Genomic DNA, 16,848 nt, shown 5'->3' on the forward strand with positions numbered 1-16,848 from the left:
ACGTCAGGCGAAACCAGAAGGCGCCGAATGGTCATTGTGTGAAGTTTGACGTCAGAGTAGTGGCACTTTTCTATGATTCCACGCAAACAAATGTGGGAGCGGGCTTGCTCGCGAAGACGGTGTGCCAGACAACACATGTGTTGACTATCAGACCGATTTCGCGAGCAAGCCCGCTGCCATAGTGGATCAAGGTGAATTCAGGTTACATCAGGCAGGCTTGGCCTCCACCAGCGCCTCGACCGCCATCTCTTTCTCGGCCTCTTTCAAGTCTTCCTCGCTGATCATTTCCGCAATCACCCGCAAACGCTCCACCACCCGCGCATTGACGCTGCCTTCAGGAAACTCGCCATTTTCGTCCGGCGCGCCCGCCGGTTCGCCAACCAGCAGGCTCAATGCCTCGTCGGCCTGGCGCACCGCATAGACATGGAACTGCCCCGCGCGCACGGCGGCCAGCACTTTCTCGTCGAGCATCAGCGTGGCCACGTTGGCGTGTGGAATGATCGCGCCCTGCTCGCCGGTCAGGCCGCGAGCTTCGCAGAGCCGGAAGAAACCTTCGATCTTCTCGTTGACCCCACCCACCGCCTGCACTTCACCGAACTGGTTGATTGACCCGGTGATGGCAAAGCACTGTTTGAGCGGGGTTTTCGACAGGGCCGAAATCAAGGTGCACGCCTCGCCCAGGGAGGCACTGTCGCCATCCACATAGCCGTAGGACTGCTCCAGGGCGATACTCGCGGAGATCGCCAATGGGAACTCCTGCGCGTAACGGCTGCCCAGGTATCCGGTGAGAATCATCACGCCTTTGGAGTGGATCGGCTGACCGAGATTGACCTCGCGCTCGATGTCGACGATGCCGCTGCCGCCCGGATACACCGTGGCGGAAATCCGCGCCGGTATACCGAAGGCCGAATCGCCGACTTCCAGCACCGTCAAGCCGTTGCACTTGCCGACGGCGGCGCCATCGGTATCGATCAGGATAATCCCGGCCAGCATGTCATCGAGAATCCGTGCCGACACGCGACCGGTACGGGTGGCCTTGGCCTTGAGCGCCCGCTCGATGTGACCGGCGTCGGTCATTTCGTCAGAGGCCAGGTGGCGTATGAAATCCGCCTCGCTGACCAGTTGGAACAGATCGCCGATGCGCGCCGACAAACGCCCCTGATGCTCGGCCAGACGCGCACTGTACGTCGCCAGACGCGCCACCGCATCAGCGGTCAACGGCGCCATGCCTTCTTCGGAAGTGCGGGTTTTCAGCAGTTGGGCGAATTGCTCCAGGCTCTCGTCGACCATCGGGATGTCTTCATCGAAATCCACCAGGACGCGGAACATCTCCTGAAAGTCCGGATCAAGGTCCTGCAGCGTGTAATAGAGCGAACGGGCGCCGATGATGACGACTTTGACTTGCAGCGGAATGTGCTGCGGGGTCAGGGTCACGGTGGCAAAGCGGCCCATCTCGCCCAGCGGTGACTCCATTTTCAGCTTGCGCGATTGCAGGGCGCGCTTGAGTGCATCCCATACGAACGGCTCGCTGAGCATTTTTTCCGCTTCGAGGATCAGGAAACCGCCATTGGCCCGGTGCAACGCTCCCGGCCGCAACTGCCGGTAAGTCGTGTACAACGCTCCCTGATCGGTACTGTATTCGATGCGACCGAACAGGTTTTCATAGGTCGGGTGCGGTTCGAACACCACGGGCGCACCGCCACTGGCCGAATGACCGACCACCAGACTCGGCGCGTACTGCTCTTCCAGCAGTTTGCGGGCGATGGCGTCGGTCTTGCTGTCATCCACCAGTTGCTCGACCACGGTTTTCAGCAGATACACCTGCATCGCTTGCAGGTAACCGCAGACTGCTGCGTTCTCGGCGTACTTCTCCGACAACGGCGAGAGCAACGGCTGCAAGGCCAGGGTGATGGTTTCTTCGTTGAGATGGCGCAGCTGATTGCTCGACTCGCGCTTCCATTGCGGCAGGCTCGCGAGTTCTTCGTTCAAGCGTTCCTCAAGGGCCGAAATGTCGTCGTGGAAACGCTCGCGATCGACTTCCGGAAGTTGGGCGAATTCCGCCTCGTCCAGTGCCTTGCCGTCGAGCATCGGGGTGAACGCGATGTTGCTGCTGTCGCGATAAAGCGCGACGTCTTTTTCCAGGGCCAGTCGCTCGATCACGTCCAGCGCCTTGTCGTAGCGCTGGTTGAAGGCGCGGTCGATGGCGCTTTTTTTCTGCTGGTAGGACGGGTGTTCGAACACGGCTGGAAAAGTTGCCAGCAGGTTATCGATCAGCCCGTTGATGTCACCGATGAAAGCACCGGCGGTGCCCGACGGCAGTTCCAGTGCGCGGGGCTCGCGGGGCTCATCGAAGTTATTGACGTAGACCCAGTCCGCCGGGGTCTGCAGGCGCTTGCCTTCGGCTTTCAGGTAGCGTTTGACGAACGAAAACCGGCCGGTGCCGGGTTCACCCATGACGAAGACGTTGTAACCGGGGCGTGGCATGGCCACACCGAACTGCAAGGCTTCGACCGCACGTTCCTGGCCAAGCACACCGCGGAAGGGCTCCAGATCATTGGTGGTAGAGAAGCTGAACTGTTCAGCGGAAAACGGACGGGTCAGCGCTTCAGGCGCTAGACGCAAGCTGGCAGCAACAGGATCAGGCATCGGGCTTCCTTACATCAGGCGGGGCAGATAGCGGCATTCTGGCGCCGCCCATGCCTGACTGGCAAGGAGCGCCTCTGACCAAAGCATAGACAAGTCGATACCCCGGCGCAGAGCAGCGCCAAATCCCTGTTTTCAACGAATGTTTTGCAAAAAATCACGGAACCCCATGATCGTGCCTAAACTCCAAACTGCGCGACTGGATTAATAACCGGTCCAAACTGGCGAGATAGGCGCCAGAACCCTTGTCCATTGGTACGCACATAAAGAGAACAAAGCTATGAAACGGATTCTTCTTGGTACTCTCTTCACCGCTGTATCCATCAACGCCATGGCTCAGGCGCCAGGCGGCCCGGATTGCGGTTGGGGCAACATGCTGTTCGAAGGTCAGCGTGGTACTCCGGCTCACTTCCTGGCATCCACCACCAACGGCACTTCCGGTAACGCAACCTTCGGTATGACTTCCGGCACCAACGGTTGCTCCACAAACGCGTCGCTGACCTATGGCGGCAAGTCCTGGTTTGCCATGAATGGCATGATGAACGAGCTGTCCGAAGACATGGCTAAAGGTCAGGGCGAAGCGCTGACCACTTATGCCGTGGTACTGGGCGTGGCGCCGGAAGACCGTGCGCACTTCGCCGCCGTTACTCACCAGCACTTCCAGCAGATCTTCAGCAAGGCTGACGTGACCGCGGAAGATGTGCATACCAACACACTGGCCGTTCTGAAGAACGATCCTCGTCTGGCCAAGTACGCCACTCAGGCTTAAGCTCGAGCGCACCCCGCTTCTTCCGGGAAGCGGGTTTTATTTTTTGGACCTCCCCTTTGGGTCTTTGTTTTTTTCCTGTTTAAGTTGCTGATTATGCTCAAACGCCTTGCCTGGCTGGCGCTCTGTGTCTGCGCCCCGCTGTCCGCCGCGCCCCACATCGACCCTCAACGTTTGCAGCAACTGGCCAATGACCCTTTCTGGATTTCCCTGGGTCATTACGAAACCGCCAAGCTCGGTGGCTGGCGCAGCTATGTCAGCGACCAGAAATTCTTCCTCGCCACCGACGGCCACCAACACCCGGACCATGAGTTGGCAGCCACCGTACAAGCGCTGTACGCCCCGACCAGTGCCGGTGAGCAGCATGCACAATGCGTTTACCCGGCGCGTACCCGCTGGTTGAAAGCGCAGCTCGACCTGAACGATCTGCCGACGCCGGTTTGCGCTGAGTTCAAGCAGTGGTTCAAAGACGTCTCGCCTCATAGCGCGGTGATGATTTTCCCGGCCGCCTACCTCAACAGCCCCTCCTCCATGTTCGGCCACACTTTGCTGCGCATCGATCAGGCGGATGTGCAAAGCGACAAGACCTCGCTGCTCAGTTATGCGATCAACTTCGGTGCCTACATCGAAGGCTCGGACAACAGCATCCTCTACGCCTGGAAAGGCCTCATGGGCGGCTATCCGGGCTTGTTTGCACTGGTGCCCTATCAGGAAAAACTCTCGGAATACCGCAGCCTGGAAAACCGCGATCTGTGGGAGTACCGCCTGAACCTGACGGAGCAGGAAACCGCACGCATGGTCGAACACGTCTGGGAGTTGAAGCAGATCAAATTCGACTATTTCTTCTTCGACGAAAACTGCTCCTATCGACTGCTGGAGCTGCTGCAAGTGGCGCGTCCAAGTCTGCGCCTGACCGAGCAATTCCCGCTGACCGCGATCCCCACCGACACCGTCAAAGCCGTGAAAGAGGCCGGTCTGGTGGAATCCATCCAGTACCGCCCTTCCCGCGAGCGCGAGCTGCTGAGCCGTGCCGAACCGCTGACCGATGAAGAACAACAGTGGGTGCTGAAAGTCAGCGCCGACCAGCAGCACTTGCAAACCCCGGCCTTCAAGGCGCAACCGCGCGGGCGCCAGGCGCTGATCATCGACGCGGCCTATCGCCTGGAACGCTACCGCGCGAATGGTCAGGAACGTGACCCGCAGCGGGCGCAGCGCAGTTTCGAACTGTTGCGGGCAATTAATCAGAATCCGGCACCGGAGCTGGACATCCCGCAACCCGGCCTGCCCGAGGATGGCCACGAATCCCGCACCTGGCAGGCCGGGCTCGGCACCCGCGGCGATCGCGCCTTTGGCGAATATGGCCTGCGCATGGCCTATCACGACCTCAACGACAACGCCGAAAGCTTTCCCCTCGGCGCGCAGATCGAGATCCTGCAACTGAAACTGCGTCAGTACGAAGGCAATGACTGGCAGGTGCAGCAACTCGATCTGGCGACCATCCGCTCCCTGACCCCACGCAACGAGCTGCTGCAGCCGCTGTCGTGGCAAGTCACCGGCGGCCTGGAACGGGTGCCGGGCAAGCATGACGATGAGAACCTGGTCAGTCACGTCAATGGCGGTGGTGGCGGCACCTGGCAATTGGGCGATGACCTGTTGGGGTTCGCCTTGGGCACCGTGCGCGTGGAACACAACAATGATTTCGCCGGGTTTATCGCACCGGCCGCGGGCTTCAACACAGGCCTGCTGTGGAAAAACCCACTGGGCAACTTCAGCCTGGAAACCAAGGGTGATTTCTTCACCAATGGCGAAGTGCGCCGCAGCGTGAGCCTGAATCAGCAATGGGAGTTCTCGCGCAACCTGGGCCTGCGCCTGAGCGCCCAGCGTGAATTCAGCCACCTGGCCTCGCCCGAGAACGAAGTGATGCTGGAGCTGAAGTGGTATCACTACTAACCCAAAAGCACTGCCGCCCCCTGTGGGAGCGAGCCTGCTCGCGAAGACGGCACGTCAGCCGACGCCAATGCTGACTGATCCACCGCTTTCGCGAGCAGGCTCGCTCCCACAGGTTTTTTTGTGGCGTTGAATGGATTTTTCACGGCCATTGAACAATCGCCTCACGAACACCGACCTAGACTTTCCTTACAGGGTGTATTGCGACCCGGGAGTCTGAGATGTGGCGTTGCGCAGGCGCGTTGAGTTTGTTGATGTTGATCGCTGGTTGCCAGACAACCCACGAGGATCTGATCGCCAGGGGTTACCCGCCGGCGTTCGCCGATGGTTTCGATGACGGGTGCAGCAGTGGCCGGCAAGCCGCGGGAGCGATCACCGGTGAGTTTCGCAAAAACGTCCCGCGCTATCTGAAAGACAAAAACTACGCCGAGGGTTGGAGCGATGGTTTTCGCCAATGTCAGGCCATGCGCGAAAGCCAGGACCGCGAGGACTATCGCAACCGCCATTGGGACGAACGCGACAAAGCCTGGCAACAGCAAAAGGATCAGGACGCCGCCCGGGCCTATCATTCGCAGTAGGTCGCTGACAGACATCCATCGAAACTAAAACCCTGCAATCATGGCCCAAACCCAATATCGGGAGAAAACCATGAGTCGCGCCTTCGTCAACGAAGATAACGCCGCCGCGCAAGCCGATCAGCCGGTCGAACGGCAGGTCAGTGAACAGCCCAACTACGTCACACCCGAGGGCTTGCGCCTGCTGCAAGACAAGGTTGCCGAGTTGCAGGCGCTGCACGGCGAACAATCGGGGCTCGGCGATCAGTCTGACAAACAATTGATGGCCAACCTTGAGCGCGATCTGCGCTACTTCCATCAACGCCTGCAAAGTGCTCAGCTCGTGCCGCCCGCGACTTCAACCAGGAAAGTCCAGATCGGCAGTTGGGTCACCTATGCCGATGAGCACGGCACCGAACGTCGCGTGCAACTGGTGGGGGAAGATCAGGCCGTTGCCGCCAAAGGCCTGATCAATTGGGGATCGCCGCTGGGTCGGGCGTTGCTCGGGGCGCAACTCGGTGATGAGGTGCTGTGGCAACGCCCGGCCGGCGATCAACTGATCGAGATCATTCGTATCGAACCGGCTTAAACCACACCTTGGGCCAACATCGCGTCGGCGACTTTGACGAAACCGGCGATGTTCGCACCCTTGACGTAGTTGACCTGACCGTTCTCTTCACCGTAATGCACGCAAGCGTGGTGGATCGACTGCATGATTGCGTGCAGCTTGCTGTCGACTTCACCGCCGGTCCATAGCAGGCGCATGGCGTTCTGCGACATTTCCAGCCCGCTCACCGCCACGCCACCGGCGTTGGACGCCTTGCCCGGTGCGAACAGAATGCCCGCGTCGATGAACAGATCCACCGCCTCCAGCGTGGTCGGCATGTTGGCGCCTTCCGCCACACAGACGCAGCCGTTGCGCAGCAATGCACGAGCCGCATCGGCATCCAGTTCGTTTTGCGTGGCGCATGGCAACGCAATGTCGCAACTCAGGCCCCACGGATGCTGACCGGCGAGGAATTCCAGACCAAAACGGCCGGCCAATTCGCTGATGCGCCCGCGCTGGACATTCTTCAGTTCCAATACCGCATGCCATTGCGCTTCGGTCAAACCGCTTTCGCAGTAAAGCGTGCCTTCTGAATCGGACAGCGAAATCACTTTGCCGCCCAGGTCCATGACCTTGCGTGCCGCGTATTGCGCGACGTTGCCGGAACCGGAAATCGCCACGCGCTTGCCCTCAACGGTCAAACCGCGACGCTTGAGCATTTCCTCGGCGAAGTAGACGCAACCGAAACCGGTGGCCTCCGGACGAATCAGGCTGCCACCGTAACTGGGGCCCTTGCCGGTCAGCACGCTGGTGAACTGGTTGCTCAGGCGCTTGTACTGGCCGAACAGGAAACCGATTTCACGGGCGCCGACGCCGATATCACCGGCCGGCACGTCAACGTCGGCACCGATGTGACGGTACAGCTCGCTCATGAAGGCCTGGCAGAAGCGCATGACTTCCGCGTCGCTCTTACCCTTCGGATCAAAATCCGAACCACCCTTGCCGCCGCCCATGGGCAGCGACGTCAGCGAGTTTTTGAAGGTTTGCTCGAAAGCCAGGAACTTCAATACGCCAAGATTCACCGAAGGATGGAAACGCAAGCCGCCCTTGTACGGACCGATGGCGCTGTTCATCTGGATACGGAACCCGCGATTGACCTGAACCTTGCCGTGATCATCGACCCAGGAAACCCGAAACACGACCGCCCGCTCCGGCTCGCAGATCCGTTCCAGAATGCCCGAAGTCAGATAGTGCGGATTGGCCTCAAGAAAAGGCCACAGGCTGCGCAGGACCTCTTCGACCGCCTGGTGGAATTCAGGCTGGTCCGGATCGCGTTTTTTCAGGCGGGCAAGGAAGGATTCGACGGATTCGATCATGGAAAAGTCTCGGCAAATTTATTGTCGTTGGAAGAAATTGGGCCGGACTTTAACAAACGAAACGCGCACTAGAACAGAGCAAAATGTCGCATTTATGAAATTAAATGGTGCGAACGATATAAATTTTGTCCGATTATCGGCCGCTCTTGCACCGAAACAGGGATTTACAAATTAGCCCTTGCACCACCAGTGACTCCGTCTTCGCGAGCAGGCTCGCTCCCACAATTGAAATGCGCTCCCTGTGGGAGCGAGCCTGCTCGCGAAAGCCGCAACTCGAAGCAGCTGAAAAAGCGCAAAAAAAAACGGAACCCGAAGGCTCCGTTCTTTTTCAAGCAACCAACCCGATATCAGGCCAGTTTCTTGTGCCGTACACGATGCGGCTGGGCAGCGGCTTCGCCGAGACGCTTTTTGCGATCGGCTTCGTATTCGGTGTAGTTGCCTTCGAAGAACACGGCTTGCGAGTCGTCTTCGTACGCCAGGATGTGGGTCGCGACGCGGTCAAGGAACCAGCGATCGTGGGAGATCACAATGGCGGCGCCCGGGAAGTCCAGCAGGGCTTCTTCCAGGGAACGCAGGGTTTCGACGTCGAGGTCGTTGGACGGTTCGTCGAGCAGCAGGACGTTGCCGCCCTCTTTCAAGGTCAGGGCCAGGTGCAAGCGACCGCGCTCACCTCCGGACAGGTCCTTGACGAACTTCTGCTGGTCGCCGCCCTTGAAGTTGAAGCGACCGACGTAGGTACGCGACGGGATCTCGTAGTTGCCGATGCGGATCTGGTCGGAACCGTCGGAGATTTGCTGGAACACCGTCTTGCTGCCGTCCAGGTCTTCGCGGCTCTGATCCACGCACGCCAGCTGTACGGTTTCGCCGACTTCGATGCTGCCCGAATCCGGGGTTTCCTTGCCCATCAGCATGCGGAACAGCGTGGATTTACCCGCACCGTTACCACCGATCACGCCGACAATGGCGCCTTTAGGCATGGAGAACGACAGGTTGTCGATCAATACGCGATCGCCGTAGCCCTTGGTGACGTTCTTGAACTCGATGACCTTGTCACCCAGGCGAGGACCGGCCGGAATGTAGATCTCGTTGGTTTCGCTGCGCTTCTGGAATTCCTGCGATTGCATTTCTTCAAAGCGTTGCAGACGAGCCTTGGATTTGGACTGGCGGGCCTTGGCGCCTTTGCGCACCCACTCCAGTTCTTCCTTCATGGCTTTTTCGTGAGCCGACTGCTGCTTGGATTCGGCAGCCAGACGATCGGACTTGGCTTCCAGCCAACCCGAATAGTTGCCTTCGTACGGAATGCCCGCTCCGCGGTCGAGTTCCAGAATCCAGCCGGCGACGTTGTCCAGGAAGTAACGGTCGTGCGTGATCGCAACCACGGTGCCCGGGAAATCGTGCAGGAAGTGCTCCAGCCAGGCGACGGAATCGGCGTCCAGGTGGTTGGTCGGTTCGTCGAGCAGCAGCATGTCGGGGGCGGACAGCAGCAGGCGGCACAGGGCCACACGGCGCTTTTCACCACCGGACAGGTGCTCGACCTTGGCATCCCAGGCCGGCAGACGCAGTGCATCGGCGGCGACTTCCAGCTGGCGCTCCAGGTTGTGACCATCGCTGGCCTGCAGAATCGCTTCGAGTTTGGCCTGCTCGGCAGCCAGTTTGTCGAAATCGGCATCCGGATCGGCGTAGGCCGCGTAGACCTCGTCCAGACGCGCCTGGGCGTCCTTGATCACGCTGACGGCTTCCTCGACTACTTCACGCACCGTCTTGGTCGGATCCAGTTGTGGTTCCTGCGGCAGGTAGCCGATGTTCAGCTCCGGCATCGGACGGGCTTCGCCCTCGAACTCGGTGTCGACGCCGGCCATGATTTTCAGCAGCGTGGATTTACCCGAACCGTTGAGGCCGAGCACGCCGATCTTGGCGCCTGGAAAGAAAGACAAGGAGATGTTTTTCAGGATTTCCCGCTTCGGCGGAACAACTTTACCCAGCCGATGCATGGTGAATACGTATTGAGCCATGGAGAACCTTGGGTCAGTGACTGATGAATGATTGAAGCGCAGACGATGCCTGGCCAGACCGTGCGCGCCATCCGATTGAAAACTATCAATGCGGCTGCGCTGAAAAAGTCTGATTTTAGGAGCTGGAACGCTCCCGCGTAACCGGCAAAGCTACCTGAATGACAGGTGGCCGTCCAGCCGAGCGGGACTGGCACTTTGCCACGACTCAAGGCATGCTAGCCGCCCTTCGGGCGTCCGGCTTATAGTGCACGTCGCGCCAGTCCAGCCAAACCGCAGGATTACAGTTTGTCCAATGTCACTCCGTCCCTGACTCACAGTGCTCCGACAGCGGCGCCCGGTTCCCCCCTGGGCGGAACCCTGAAAGGCGCGCTGGCGATGCTGGCTTTGTTACTGCTCGCGCTGCTGTTCTGGCAGCTGCTGGACCAGTTGCGTGAAACACGGAAAAACCAGCGGCAGTACACCATCGACTACACCGCCGACCTGGCCGCGCAAGTCAGCCTGAACATGGCACTCAATGCGCAGATCGCCCTTAACCTGCTACCGATTGTCGAACAGCCGCAAAGTACCGACGAACAGCAGGAGCTGCTGCGCAAGCTGCAAAAGTCCTTGCCAGACCTGACCAGCCTGGCCCTGCTCAGCCCCTCCGGGACAATCCTCACTGACAGCGCGACCAACAGCGAAGACGCCGACTACCTGAGCGAGCTGGTCCGACGCAGTCGTGCCCAGCCTCACTACTTCAGCAATGCCATCGATGGCTCGGTAGTGCATCTGTTGTTGCATCAAGCCAGCGGCAGCACCCGTGGCTACTGGGCCTTGCGCCTGAAGCCGACGTTTTTTTCGTCCCTGACCAAACTGAACGAGGCCGATGGCCGCCCGCAGTGGCTGGTGGAAAACCGTTTCAACCACCAGATCATCAGCCGCGATATCGCGCTGCCGCAGGTCAACCCGGGCACACTGACCCAGGACGATCTGAGTAACAGTGTACTGACCGTTCCACTGAGCGGCAGCGACTGGCAGCTGCGTGGGCTGTTCGATCGCCAGCGCGTGCTCGAAGAGCTGCTGCCGGCCTTCATCGGCAAATGCCTGCTGGGCCTGGCCTTTTCCATGCTGCCGTTTATCGCCCTGCTGAACATGCGTCGACGCCAGCGTCAGCTGCATGAAGGGCGTCGACGATATCAGGAAATTTTCGAAGGTACTGGCGTTGCGCTGTGTGTGCTGGACATGTCCGGCCTCAAGAGTACTTTCGACAAGGCCCGATTACAGAGCACCGAGCAATTGCAAGCGCGGCTGGCTGACCCGGATCAACGCCGGCAGTTGCTGCACGCGCTGCGTATTACCGAAGTCAACCAGCTTGCACTGCAACTGCTCAACGTCAATACCTCCAGGCAAGCCTGGGACCTGTTGATCGATGGCAACCCGCTCGATGGCAGCGCCATCGGCAATCAAGTACTCGAAGCGGCATTCAATCAGCAGCAGCAACTTGAGCTGGAAATCAAACTCCAGGATGCCAATGGCCGTGATCAGCACCTGTGGCTGGTGCTGCGCCTGCCGGAAAGTCCCGACGACTATAACGCGGTGATCCTGAGCATCACCGATATCACCAGCCGCAAGCTCATTGAGCTGTCGCTGCAGGAGCGCGAAGGTTTCTGGTCTGATGTGGTGCGTACCGTGCCCGACCACCTGTACGTACAGGACGTGATCAGCCAGCGCATGATTTTCAGCAACCACCATCTGGGCCAGACCCTGGGCTACAACCGCACCGAATTGCACCAGATGGGCGAGTACTTCTGGGAAATCCTCCTGCATCCCGACGACGCCGACTACTACCACCGCTCGCGCCAGACCCAACGGCAAGGTGGCTACAGCCAATTGATGCAATGCCAGCTGCGTTTCCGTCACCGGGACGGTGAATGGCGGCGCTTCGACATTCGCGAGCAGGCCCTGGCACGGGACAGGCACGACCAGGTGACTCGCATCATTGGCGTGGCCAAGGACGTCACCGAGCAGATCGAAGCCAGTGAGTCCCTGCGTGACAGTGAGCAGCGCTACCGGATGCTCGCCGAAAGCATCAGCGACGTGATTTTTTCTACCGATAACCGCATGACGCTCAATTACGTCAGCCCGTCGGTACAAGCCGTGCTGGGTTATGACGCCGAATGGATTTTCCAGAACGGCTGGCAATCAACCATTGCCAACCCGCAACAACTGGCAGGCATCTACAGCCTGATGGAACGGGTCAACAACGCGCTGGATCAACCTGATCAGCTGGCGCTATTGCGCAACCAGGTGCAGACCCAATTGTTCTTGTTCGACTGCCTGCGGGCCGACGGGCGCAAGATTCCTATCGAACTGCGGCTGGTGCTGGTCTGGGACGAGCACGGCGCATTCGAAGGCGTGCTCGGGGTCGGTCGTGATATCAGCCAGCAACGCCGCGCCGAAAAAGACCTGCGCATGGCAGCCACGGTATTCGAGCACTCGACCTCGGCGATCCTGATCACCGACCCGGCCGGCTACATCGTCCAGGCCAACGAAGCCTTCAGCCGCGTCAGCGGTTATGCGGTTGAACAGGTGCTCGACCAATTGCCGAACATATTGACCGTCGACGAGGAGCAGGAAGCCCATCTGCGTTATGTGCTCAAGCAACTGAACCAGAACAGCACCTGGGAAGGCGAAGTCTGGCTCAAACGCCGCAATGGCGAGCATTACCCGGCCTGGGTCGGCATTACGGCGGTGTTGGACGACGAAGGCGACCTGGCCAGTTACGTCTGCTTCTTCAGCGACATCAGTGAGCGCAAGGCCAGTGAGCAACGGATTCACCGCCTGGCCTATTACGACGCTTTGACGCACCTGCCCAACCGCACCCTGTTCCAGGATCGCCTGCACACGGCGCTGCAAGCGGCCGAACGGCAGAAATCCTGGGTAGTGTTGATGTTCCTCGACCTCGACCGCTTCAAGCCGATCAACGACTCCCTGGGGCACGCCGCCGGCGACCGCATGCTCAAGGAAATGGCCACGCGCCTGCTTGGTTGCGTCGACGATGACGATACTGTGGCGCGCATGGGCGGCGACGAGTTCACCTTGCTTCTGCAACCGCGTGCCAACCGTGAAATCGCCTTGAACCGGGCGATTCACGTTGCAGAACAGATTCTCGCCAGCCTGGTGAAACCGTTCGTGCTCGAAGGCCGCGAGTTCTTCGTCACCGCCAGTATCGGCATCGCCCTGAGTCCGCAGGACGGCAACGAACTCAGCCAGCTTATGAAAAACGCCGATACCGCGATGTATCACGCCAAAGAGCGCGGCAAGAACAACTTCCAGTTCTATCAGGCGGACATGAATGCCAGCGCCCTGGAGCGCCTGGAACTGGAAAGCGATTTGCGTCATGCCCTGGAACAGAACGAGTTCGTGCTGTATTACCAGCCGCAATTCAGTGGTGATGGCAAACGTCTGACCGGCGCCGAAGCCTTGTTGCGCTGGCGCCATCCGCGCCGTGGCCTGGTACCGCCGGGCGACTTCATTCCGGTGCTCGAGGAACTCGGCCTGGTGGTGGATGTGGGCGACTGGGTGATCAGCGAGGCTTGCCGTCAACTCAAGACCTGGCACCGGGCCAAAGTGCGGGTGCCAAAGGTGTCGGTGAACATTTCGGCGCGGCAGTTCTCCGATGGCCAGCTCGGCACGCGGATCGCCACCATCCTCAAGGACACCGGTCTGCCACCGGCGTGCCTGGAACTGGAGCTGACCGAAAGTATCCTGATGCGCGAAGTCAGCGAGGCGATGCAGATACTCGATGGCTTGAAGAATCTCGGCCTGAGCATCGCGGTCGACGACTTCGGCACGGGGTATTCATCGCTCAATTACCTCAAGCAATTCCCGATCGATGTGCTGAAAATCGACCGCACCTTCGTCGACGGCCTGCCGTCGGGCGAACAGGATGCGCAGATCGCCCGGGCGATCATTGCCATGGCCCACAGCCTCAACCTGGCGGTGATTGCCGAGGGCGTGGAAACCCACGAGCAGCTCGACTTCCTTAGGGAGCACGGCTGCGACGAAGTTCAGGGCTACCTGTTCGGCCGTCCGATGCCGGCGAACAAGTTCGAAGTGCAATTCAGCAATGATGCGCTCTTCGTGTTCGACTGAAATTTTCGGTGCTCCAACCGGCCCCTTCGCGAGCAGGCTCGCACACATTGGATTGCGTTCTCCTGCTCGCGAAGAGGCCCGCAGGATCACCACTGATCCCTGCATGAAGCCCACTTGTCTGCGACATGATGTCCTTTCATATGCCTTCCAAAACCCGTTGGGGTAGAATGCCCCCCTTTTCTGCCCCCGATCCTTGAGGACCGCCATGTTCAGCCGTGATTTGACTATTGCCAAGTACGACGCCGATCTCTTCGCCGCCATGGAGCAAGAAGCTCAGCGCCAGGAAGAGCACATTGAGCTGATCGCTTCGGAAAACTACACCAGCCCTGCGGTGATGGAAGCTCAAGGCTCGGTACTGACCAACAAGTACGCCGAAGGCTACCCGGGCAAGCGCTACTACGGCGGTTGCGAGTACGTCGACGTGGTTGAGCAGTTGGCCATAGACCGTGCAAAAGAACTGTTCGGCGCCGATTACGCCAACGTTCAGCCACACGCCGGTTCGCAAGCCAACAGCGCCGTTTACCTGGCCCTGCTGTCGGCCGGTGACACCATCCTGGGCATGAGCCTGGCCCACGGCGGTCACCTGACTCACGGTGCCAGCGTTTCGTCCTCGGGCAAGCTGTACAACGCCATCCAGTACGGTATCGACGCCAACGGCCTGATCGACTACGACGAAGTCGAGCGCCTGGCGGTCGAGCACAAGCCGAAAATGATCGTGGCCGGTTTCTCTGCCTACTCGCAGATTCTGGACTTCCCACGCTTCCGCGCAATCGCTGACAAGGTTGGCGCCTACCTGTTCGTCGACATGGCCCACGTGGCCGGTCTGGTCGCCGCTGGCGTCTACCCGAACCCGGTGCCATTCGCTGACGTCGTGACCACCACCACGCACAAGACCCTGCGCGGTCCACGTGGCGGCCTGATCCTGGCTCGCGCCAACGCCGACATCGAGAAGAAGCTGAACTCCGCGGTATTCCCGGGCGCCCAGGGTGGCCCGCTGGAGCACGTGATCGCCGCCAAGGCGATCTGCTTCAAGGAAGCGCTGCAGCCAGAGTTCAAGGCTTACCAGCAACAAGTGGTGAAAAACGCCCAGGCCATGGCCAGCGTGTTCATCGAGCGCGGTTTCGACGTGGTGTCCGGCGGTACTGAAAACCACCTGTTCCTGCTGTCGCTGATCAAACAGGAAATCTCCGGTAAAGACGCCGACGCCGCTCTGGGCAAGGCTTTCATCACCGTCAACAAAAACTCCGTGCCAAACGACCCACGCTCCCCGTTCGTCACCTCCGGCCTGCGCTTCGGTACCCCGGCTGTGACCACTCGTGGCTTCAAGGAAGCCGAGTGCAAGGAACTGGCTGGCTGGATCTGCGACATCCTCGCTGACCTTAACAATGAAGCGGTCATCGACGCCGTTCGTGAGAAGGTCAAGGCGATCTGCAAGAAGCTGCCGGTGTACGGCGCCTGATAGCGGTCACTTGAAAAATAAACCCGGCCTGATGGCCGGGTTTTTTTTGGCCCCTACTTTAATCCTTCAAAACTTCAAGAACTCACGAAAAACACTGATACATCAACTTTCTAAAACAGCCTTTATCCCACCCCATATAAATTGCTAGCTTAATGACCGACCGAATGAGCTCGAAAAAACAATCTATACCCATCAGAACACGGATGCACTGAAATGAATAAAAACCAAGAGCGGTCTTTCATCGCCACGATGAAAACAAACCACGGCAATCTTCACCTGCCTAAAATGACTTACGGTAAAACCACCCTGATTAAAAAGCTGGACTATGATATTTGGTCATTTGACGCAAACATGGACATTTCGAATTACCTGTGCGTAAAAACCGACGCACCGGCAAATCGGATCAAGTTTTATTTTGACTGCACCGATGACTACTACTCTATTTACCTTCTTACAGATGGCCTGTACCACCGTTACGCATTGAGCAATGAACACCAGGACTTCATCAGCGCTTTTCGTTACGACCATGAACAGACAACCTATAACCTGCTCGATGGGAACGGCCAAATTGTCACGCTGGACCAGATAAACACCGATACCCCCGTCCTCAGGATCCAGACAAGGGGCGGTCGTACGTTGAGCGCTCGGGGCAATACAAAGGTTGGCAGCCTGGTCTGCACGGGGAAAGTCAGTGCTCGGCCACTGGACTTCAAATTTGAGATACTGAGCCGCGGCGCGGCTTGATAATTCAAGCAGGAAGATTCTAATGAGTACAGATAGACAGAAATCCTTTATTGCGACCATCGGCACTGAGTTCAGCCTTTTGCATTTCCTGGAAGAAATGCATGGCGAACGGGCGATCTCCAGGCCTAATCGCGCCAGCGGTGGATTTTTTATAGGCCCCTCACAAAGACGAGATGACTCCCACTTATTAGGGTTGCGAAGTGAAGTCCCCATAAATTATCGGCCTCGCCTGGTACTTTACTTCAGGCATACCAATAACGGTTATCGACTCTACATCCGCTCGCCAGGCCCCTATTATGGAATGTGCCTCAGCACCAACAACGATGGATTAATTGGTGCATTCCCCACAACTGAATCAGACACGTTTTATCTAATTAGAGAAAACGGCATCCCCATCAACATTGAAAACCTGAACAACATGACACCTTGTATCTATTTACAAGCTAGCCATTCGGGAGTGCTACACACGCTTATAGTCCGAGGTTCCCCATACACCTATATCGCCGCTAAAGAGGGGACAGCACTGGCTTTTAACCTGAACATCCTGGAAAGAAATTCGCCTTACCTCAATCATCCGGATGAAACCTGAAGTAAACGCCCGAATTGGCGGGCACGACGTATACGTCTTGCCCGCATCTTTCAGATGCCACAAAAACTCATTATCAC

General features: G+C 58.6%; 11 protein-coding genes. 8 read left to right on the forward strand and 3 right to left on the reverse strand.

The features are described 5' to 3' along the window. Positions 1–207: 207 nt before the first annotated feature. On the reverse strand, positions 208–2,646 hold the full coding sequence (locus AC07ZE_RS25655) for a Lon protease family protein (RefSeq protein ID WP_207267130.1): 2,439 nt from the start codon (positions 2,644–2,646) through the stop codon (positions 208–210). Between the two features lie 277 nt (positions 2,647–2,923). Between AC07ZE_RS25655 and AC07ZE_RS25660 the strand changes: the two genes are divergently transcribed. The 4 genes from AC07ZE_RS25660 (at position 2,924) to AC07ZE_RS25675 (ending at position 6,499) form a co-directional block, all read left to right on the forward strand. Beyond that, positions 2,924–3,412 carry a DUF3015 domain-containing protein gene (locus AC07ZE_RS25660; RefSeq protein ID WP_095196630.1) on the forward strand — a complete coding sequence of 163 codons (489 nt, stop codon included), beginning with the start codon at positions 2,924–2,926 and terminating at the stop codon, positions 3,410–3,412. 93 nt (positions 3,413–3,505) lie between these two features. Then, positions 3,506–5,359 carry an Lnb N-terminal periplasmic domain-containing protein gene (locus tag AC07ZE_RS25665; protein WP_207267131.1) on the forward strand — a complete coding sequence of 618 codons (1,854 nt, stop codon included), beginning with the start codon at positions 3,506–3,508 and terminating at the stop codon, positions 5,357–5,359. A 218-nt stretch (positions 5,360–5,577) separates the two neighbouring features. Then, positions 5,578–5,934 (forward strand): hypothetical protein, encoded by a 357-nt coding sequence (locus AC07ZE_RS25670; protein ID WP_207267132.1) that lies wholly within the window; start codon positions 5,578–5,580, stop codon positions 5,932–5,934. A gap of 70 nt (positions 5,935–6,004) precedes the next feature. Next, positions 6,005–6,499, forward strand: a complete 495-nt coding sequence (locus AC07ZE_RS25675) for a GreA/GreB family elongation factor (RefSeq protein WP_207267133.1) — start codon at positions 6,005–6,007, stop codon at positions 6,497–6,499. Here AC07ZE_RS25675 and gdhA read toward each other — a convergent pair. Together gdhA and ettA are read right to left on the reverse strand one after the other, a co-directional pair. Continuing rightward, the gene (gene gdhA / locus AC07ZE_RS25680) at positions 6,496–7,833 is read right to left on the reverse strand and encodes an NADP-specific glutamate dehydrogenase (protein WP_207267134.1); all 1,338 of its coding nucleotides are present in this window, start codon (positions 7,831–7,833) and stop codon (positions 6,496–6,498) included. The two genes, AC07ZE_RS25675 and gdhA, sit on opposite strands and share 4 nt — an antisense overlap. A 347-nt stretch (positions 7,834–8,180) precedes the next feature. After that, positions 8,181–9,845 (reverse strand): energy-dependent translational throttle protein EttA, encoded by a 1,665-nt coding sequence (gene ettA / locus AC07ZE_RS25685; protein ID WP_007970893.1) that lies wholly within the window; start codon positions 9,843–9,845, stop codon positions 8,181–8,183. 285 nt (positions 9,846–10,130) lie between these two features. Between ettA and AC07ZE_RS25690 the strand changes: the two genes are divergently transcribed. From AC07ZE_RS25690 to AC07ZE_RS25705, 4 genes are all read left to right on the forward strand, one after another. Continuing rightward, positions 10,131–13,979, forward strand: a complete 3,849-nt coding sequence (locus AC07ZE_RS25690) for a sensor domain-containing protein (RefSeq protein ID WP_207267135.1) — start codon at positions 10,131–10,133, stop codon at positions 13,977–13,979. A 205-nt stretch (positions 13,980–14,184) separates the two neighbouring features. Continuing rightward, the gene (gene glyA / locus AC07ZE_RS25695) at positions 14,185–15,438 is read left to right on the forward strand and encodes a serine hydroxymethyltransferase (protein WP_008022534.1); all 1,254 of its coding nucleotides are present in this window, start codon (positions 14,185–14,187) and stop codon (positions 15,436–15,438) included. A 213-nt stretch (positions 15,439–15,651) separates the two neighbouring features. Next, positions 15,652–16,182, forward strand: coding sequence for a hypothetical protein (locus AC07ZE_RS25700; protein WP_207267136.1), 531 nt, complete (start codon positions 15,652–15,654; stop codon positions 16,180–16,182). 22 nt (positions 16,183–16,204) lie between these two features. Beyond that, the gene (locus AC07ZE_RS25705) at positions 16,205–16,771 is read left to right on the forward strand and encodes a hypothetical protein (RefSeq protein ID WP_207267137.1); all 567 of its coding nucleotides are present in this window, start codon (positions 16,205–16,207) and stop codon (positions 16,769–16,771) included. Positions 16,772–16,848 lie beyond the last annotated feature (77 nt).

This window comes from Pseudomonas sp. GW101-3H06 (assembly GCF_059424605.1).

Bases quoted from the DNA above. Each gene is read 5' to 3' on its own strand.
- AC07ZE_RS25660 (WP_095196630.1), top strand. From the start codon at position 2,924: ATGAAACGGATTCTTCTTGGTACTCTCTTCACCGCTGTATCCATCAAC.
- AC07ZE_RS25675 (WP_207267133.1), top strand. From the start codon at position 6,005: ATGAGTCGCGCCTTCGTCAACGAAGATAACGCCGCCGCGCAAGCCGAT.
- gdhA (WP_207267134.1), bottom strand. From the start codon at position 7,833: ATGATCGAATCCGTCGAATCCTTCCTTGCCCGCCTGAAAAAACGCGAT.
- AC07ZE_RS25665 (WP_207267131.1), top strand. From the start codon at position 3,506: ATGCTCAAACGCCTTGCCTGGCTGGCGCTCTGTGTCTGCGCCCCGCTG.
- AC07ZE_RS25670 (WP_207267132.1), top strand. From the start codon at position 5,578: ATGTGGCGTTGCGCAGGCGCGTTGAGTTTGTTGATGTTGATCGCTGGT.
- AC07ZE_RS25705 (WP_207267137.1), top strand. From the start codon at position 16,205: ATGAGTACAGATAGACAGAAATCCTTTATTGCGACCATCGGCACTGAG.
- glyA (WP_008022534.1), top strand. From the start codon at position 14,185: ATGTTCAGCCGTGATTTGACTATTGCCAAGTACGACGCCGATCTCTTC.
- AC07ZE_RS25655 (WP_207267130.1), bottom strand. From the start codon at position 2,646: ATGCCTGATCCTGTTGCTGCCAGCTTGCGTCTAGCGCCTGAAGCGCTG.
- ettA (WP_007970893.1), bottom strand. From the start codon at position 9,845: ATGGCTCAATACGTATTCACCATGCATCGGCTGGGTAAAGTTGTTCCG.
- AC07ZE_RS25700 (WP_207267136.1), top strand. From the start codon at position 15,652: ATGAATAAAAACCAAGAGCGGTCTTTCATCGCCACGATGAAAACAAAC.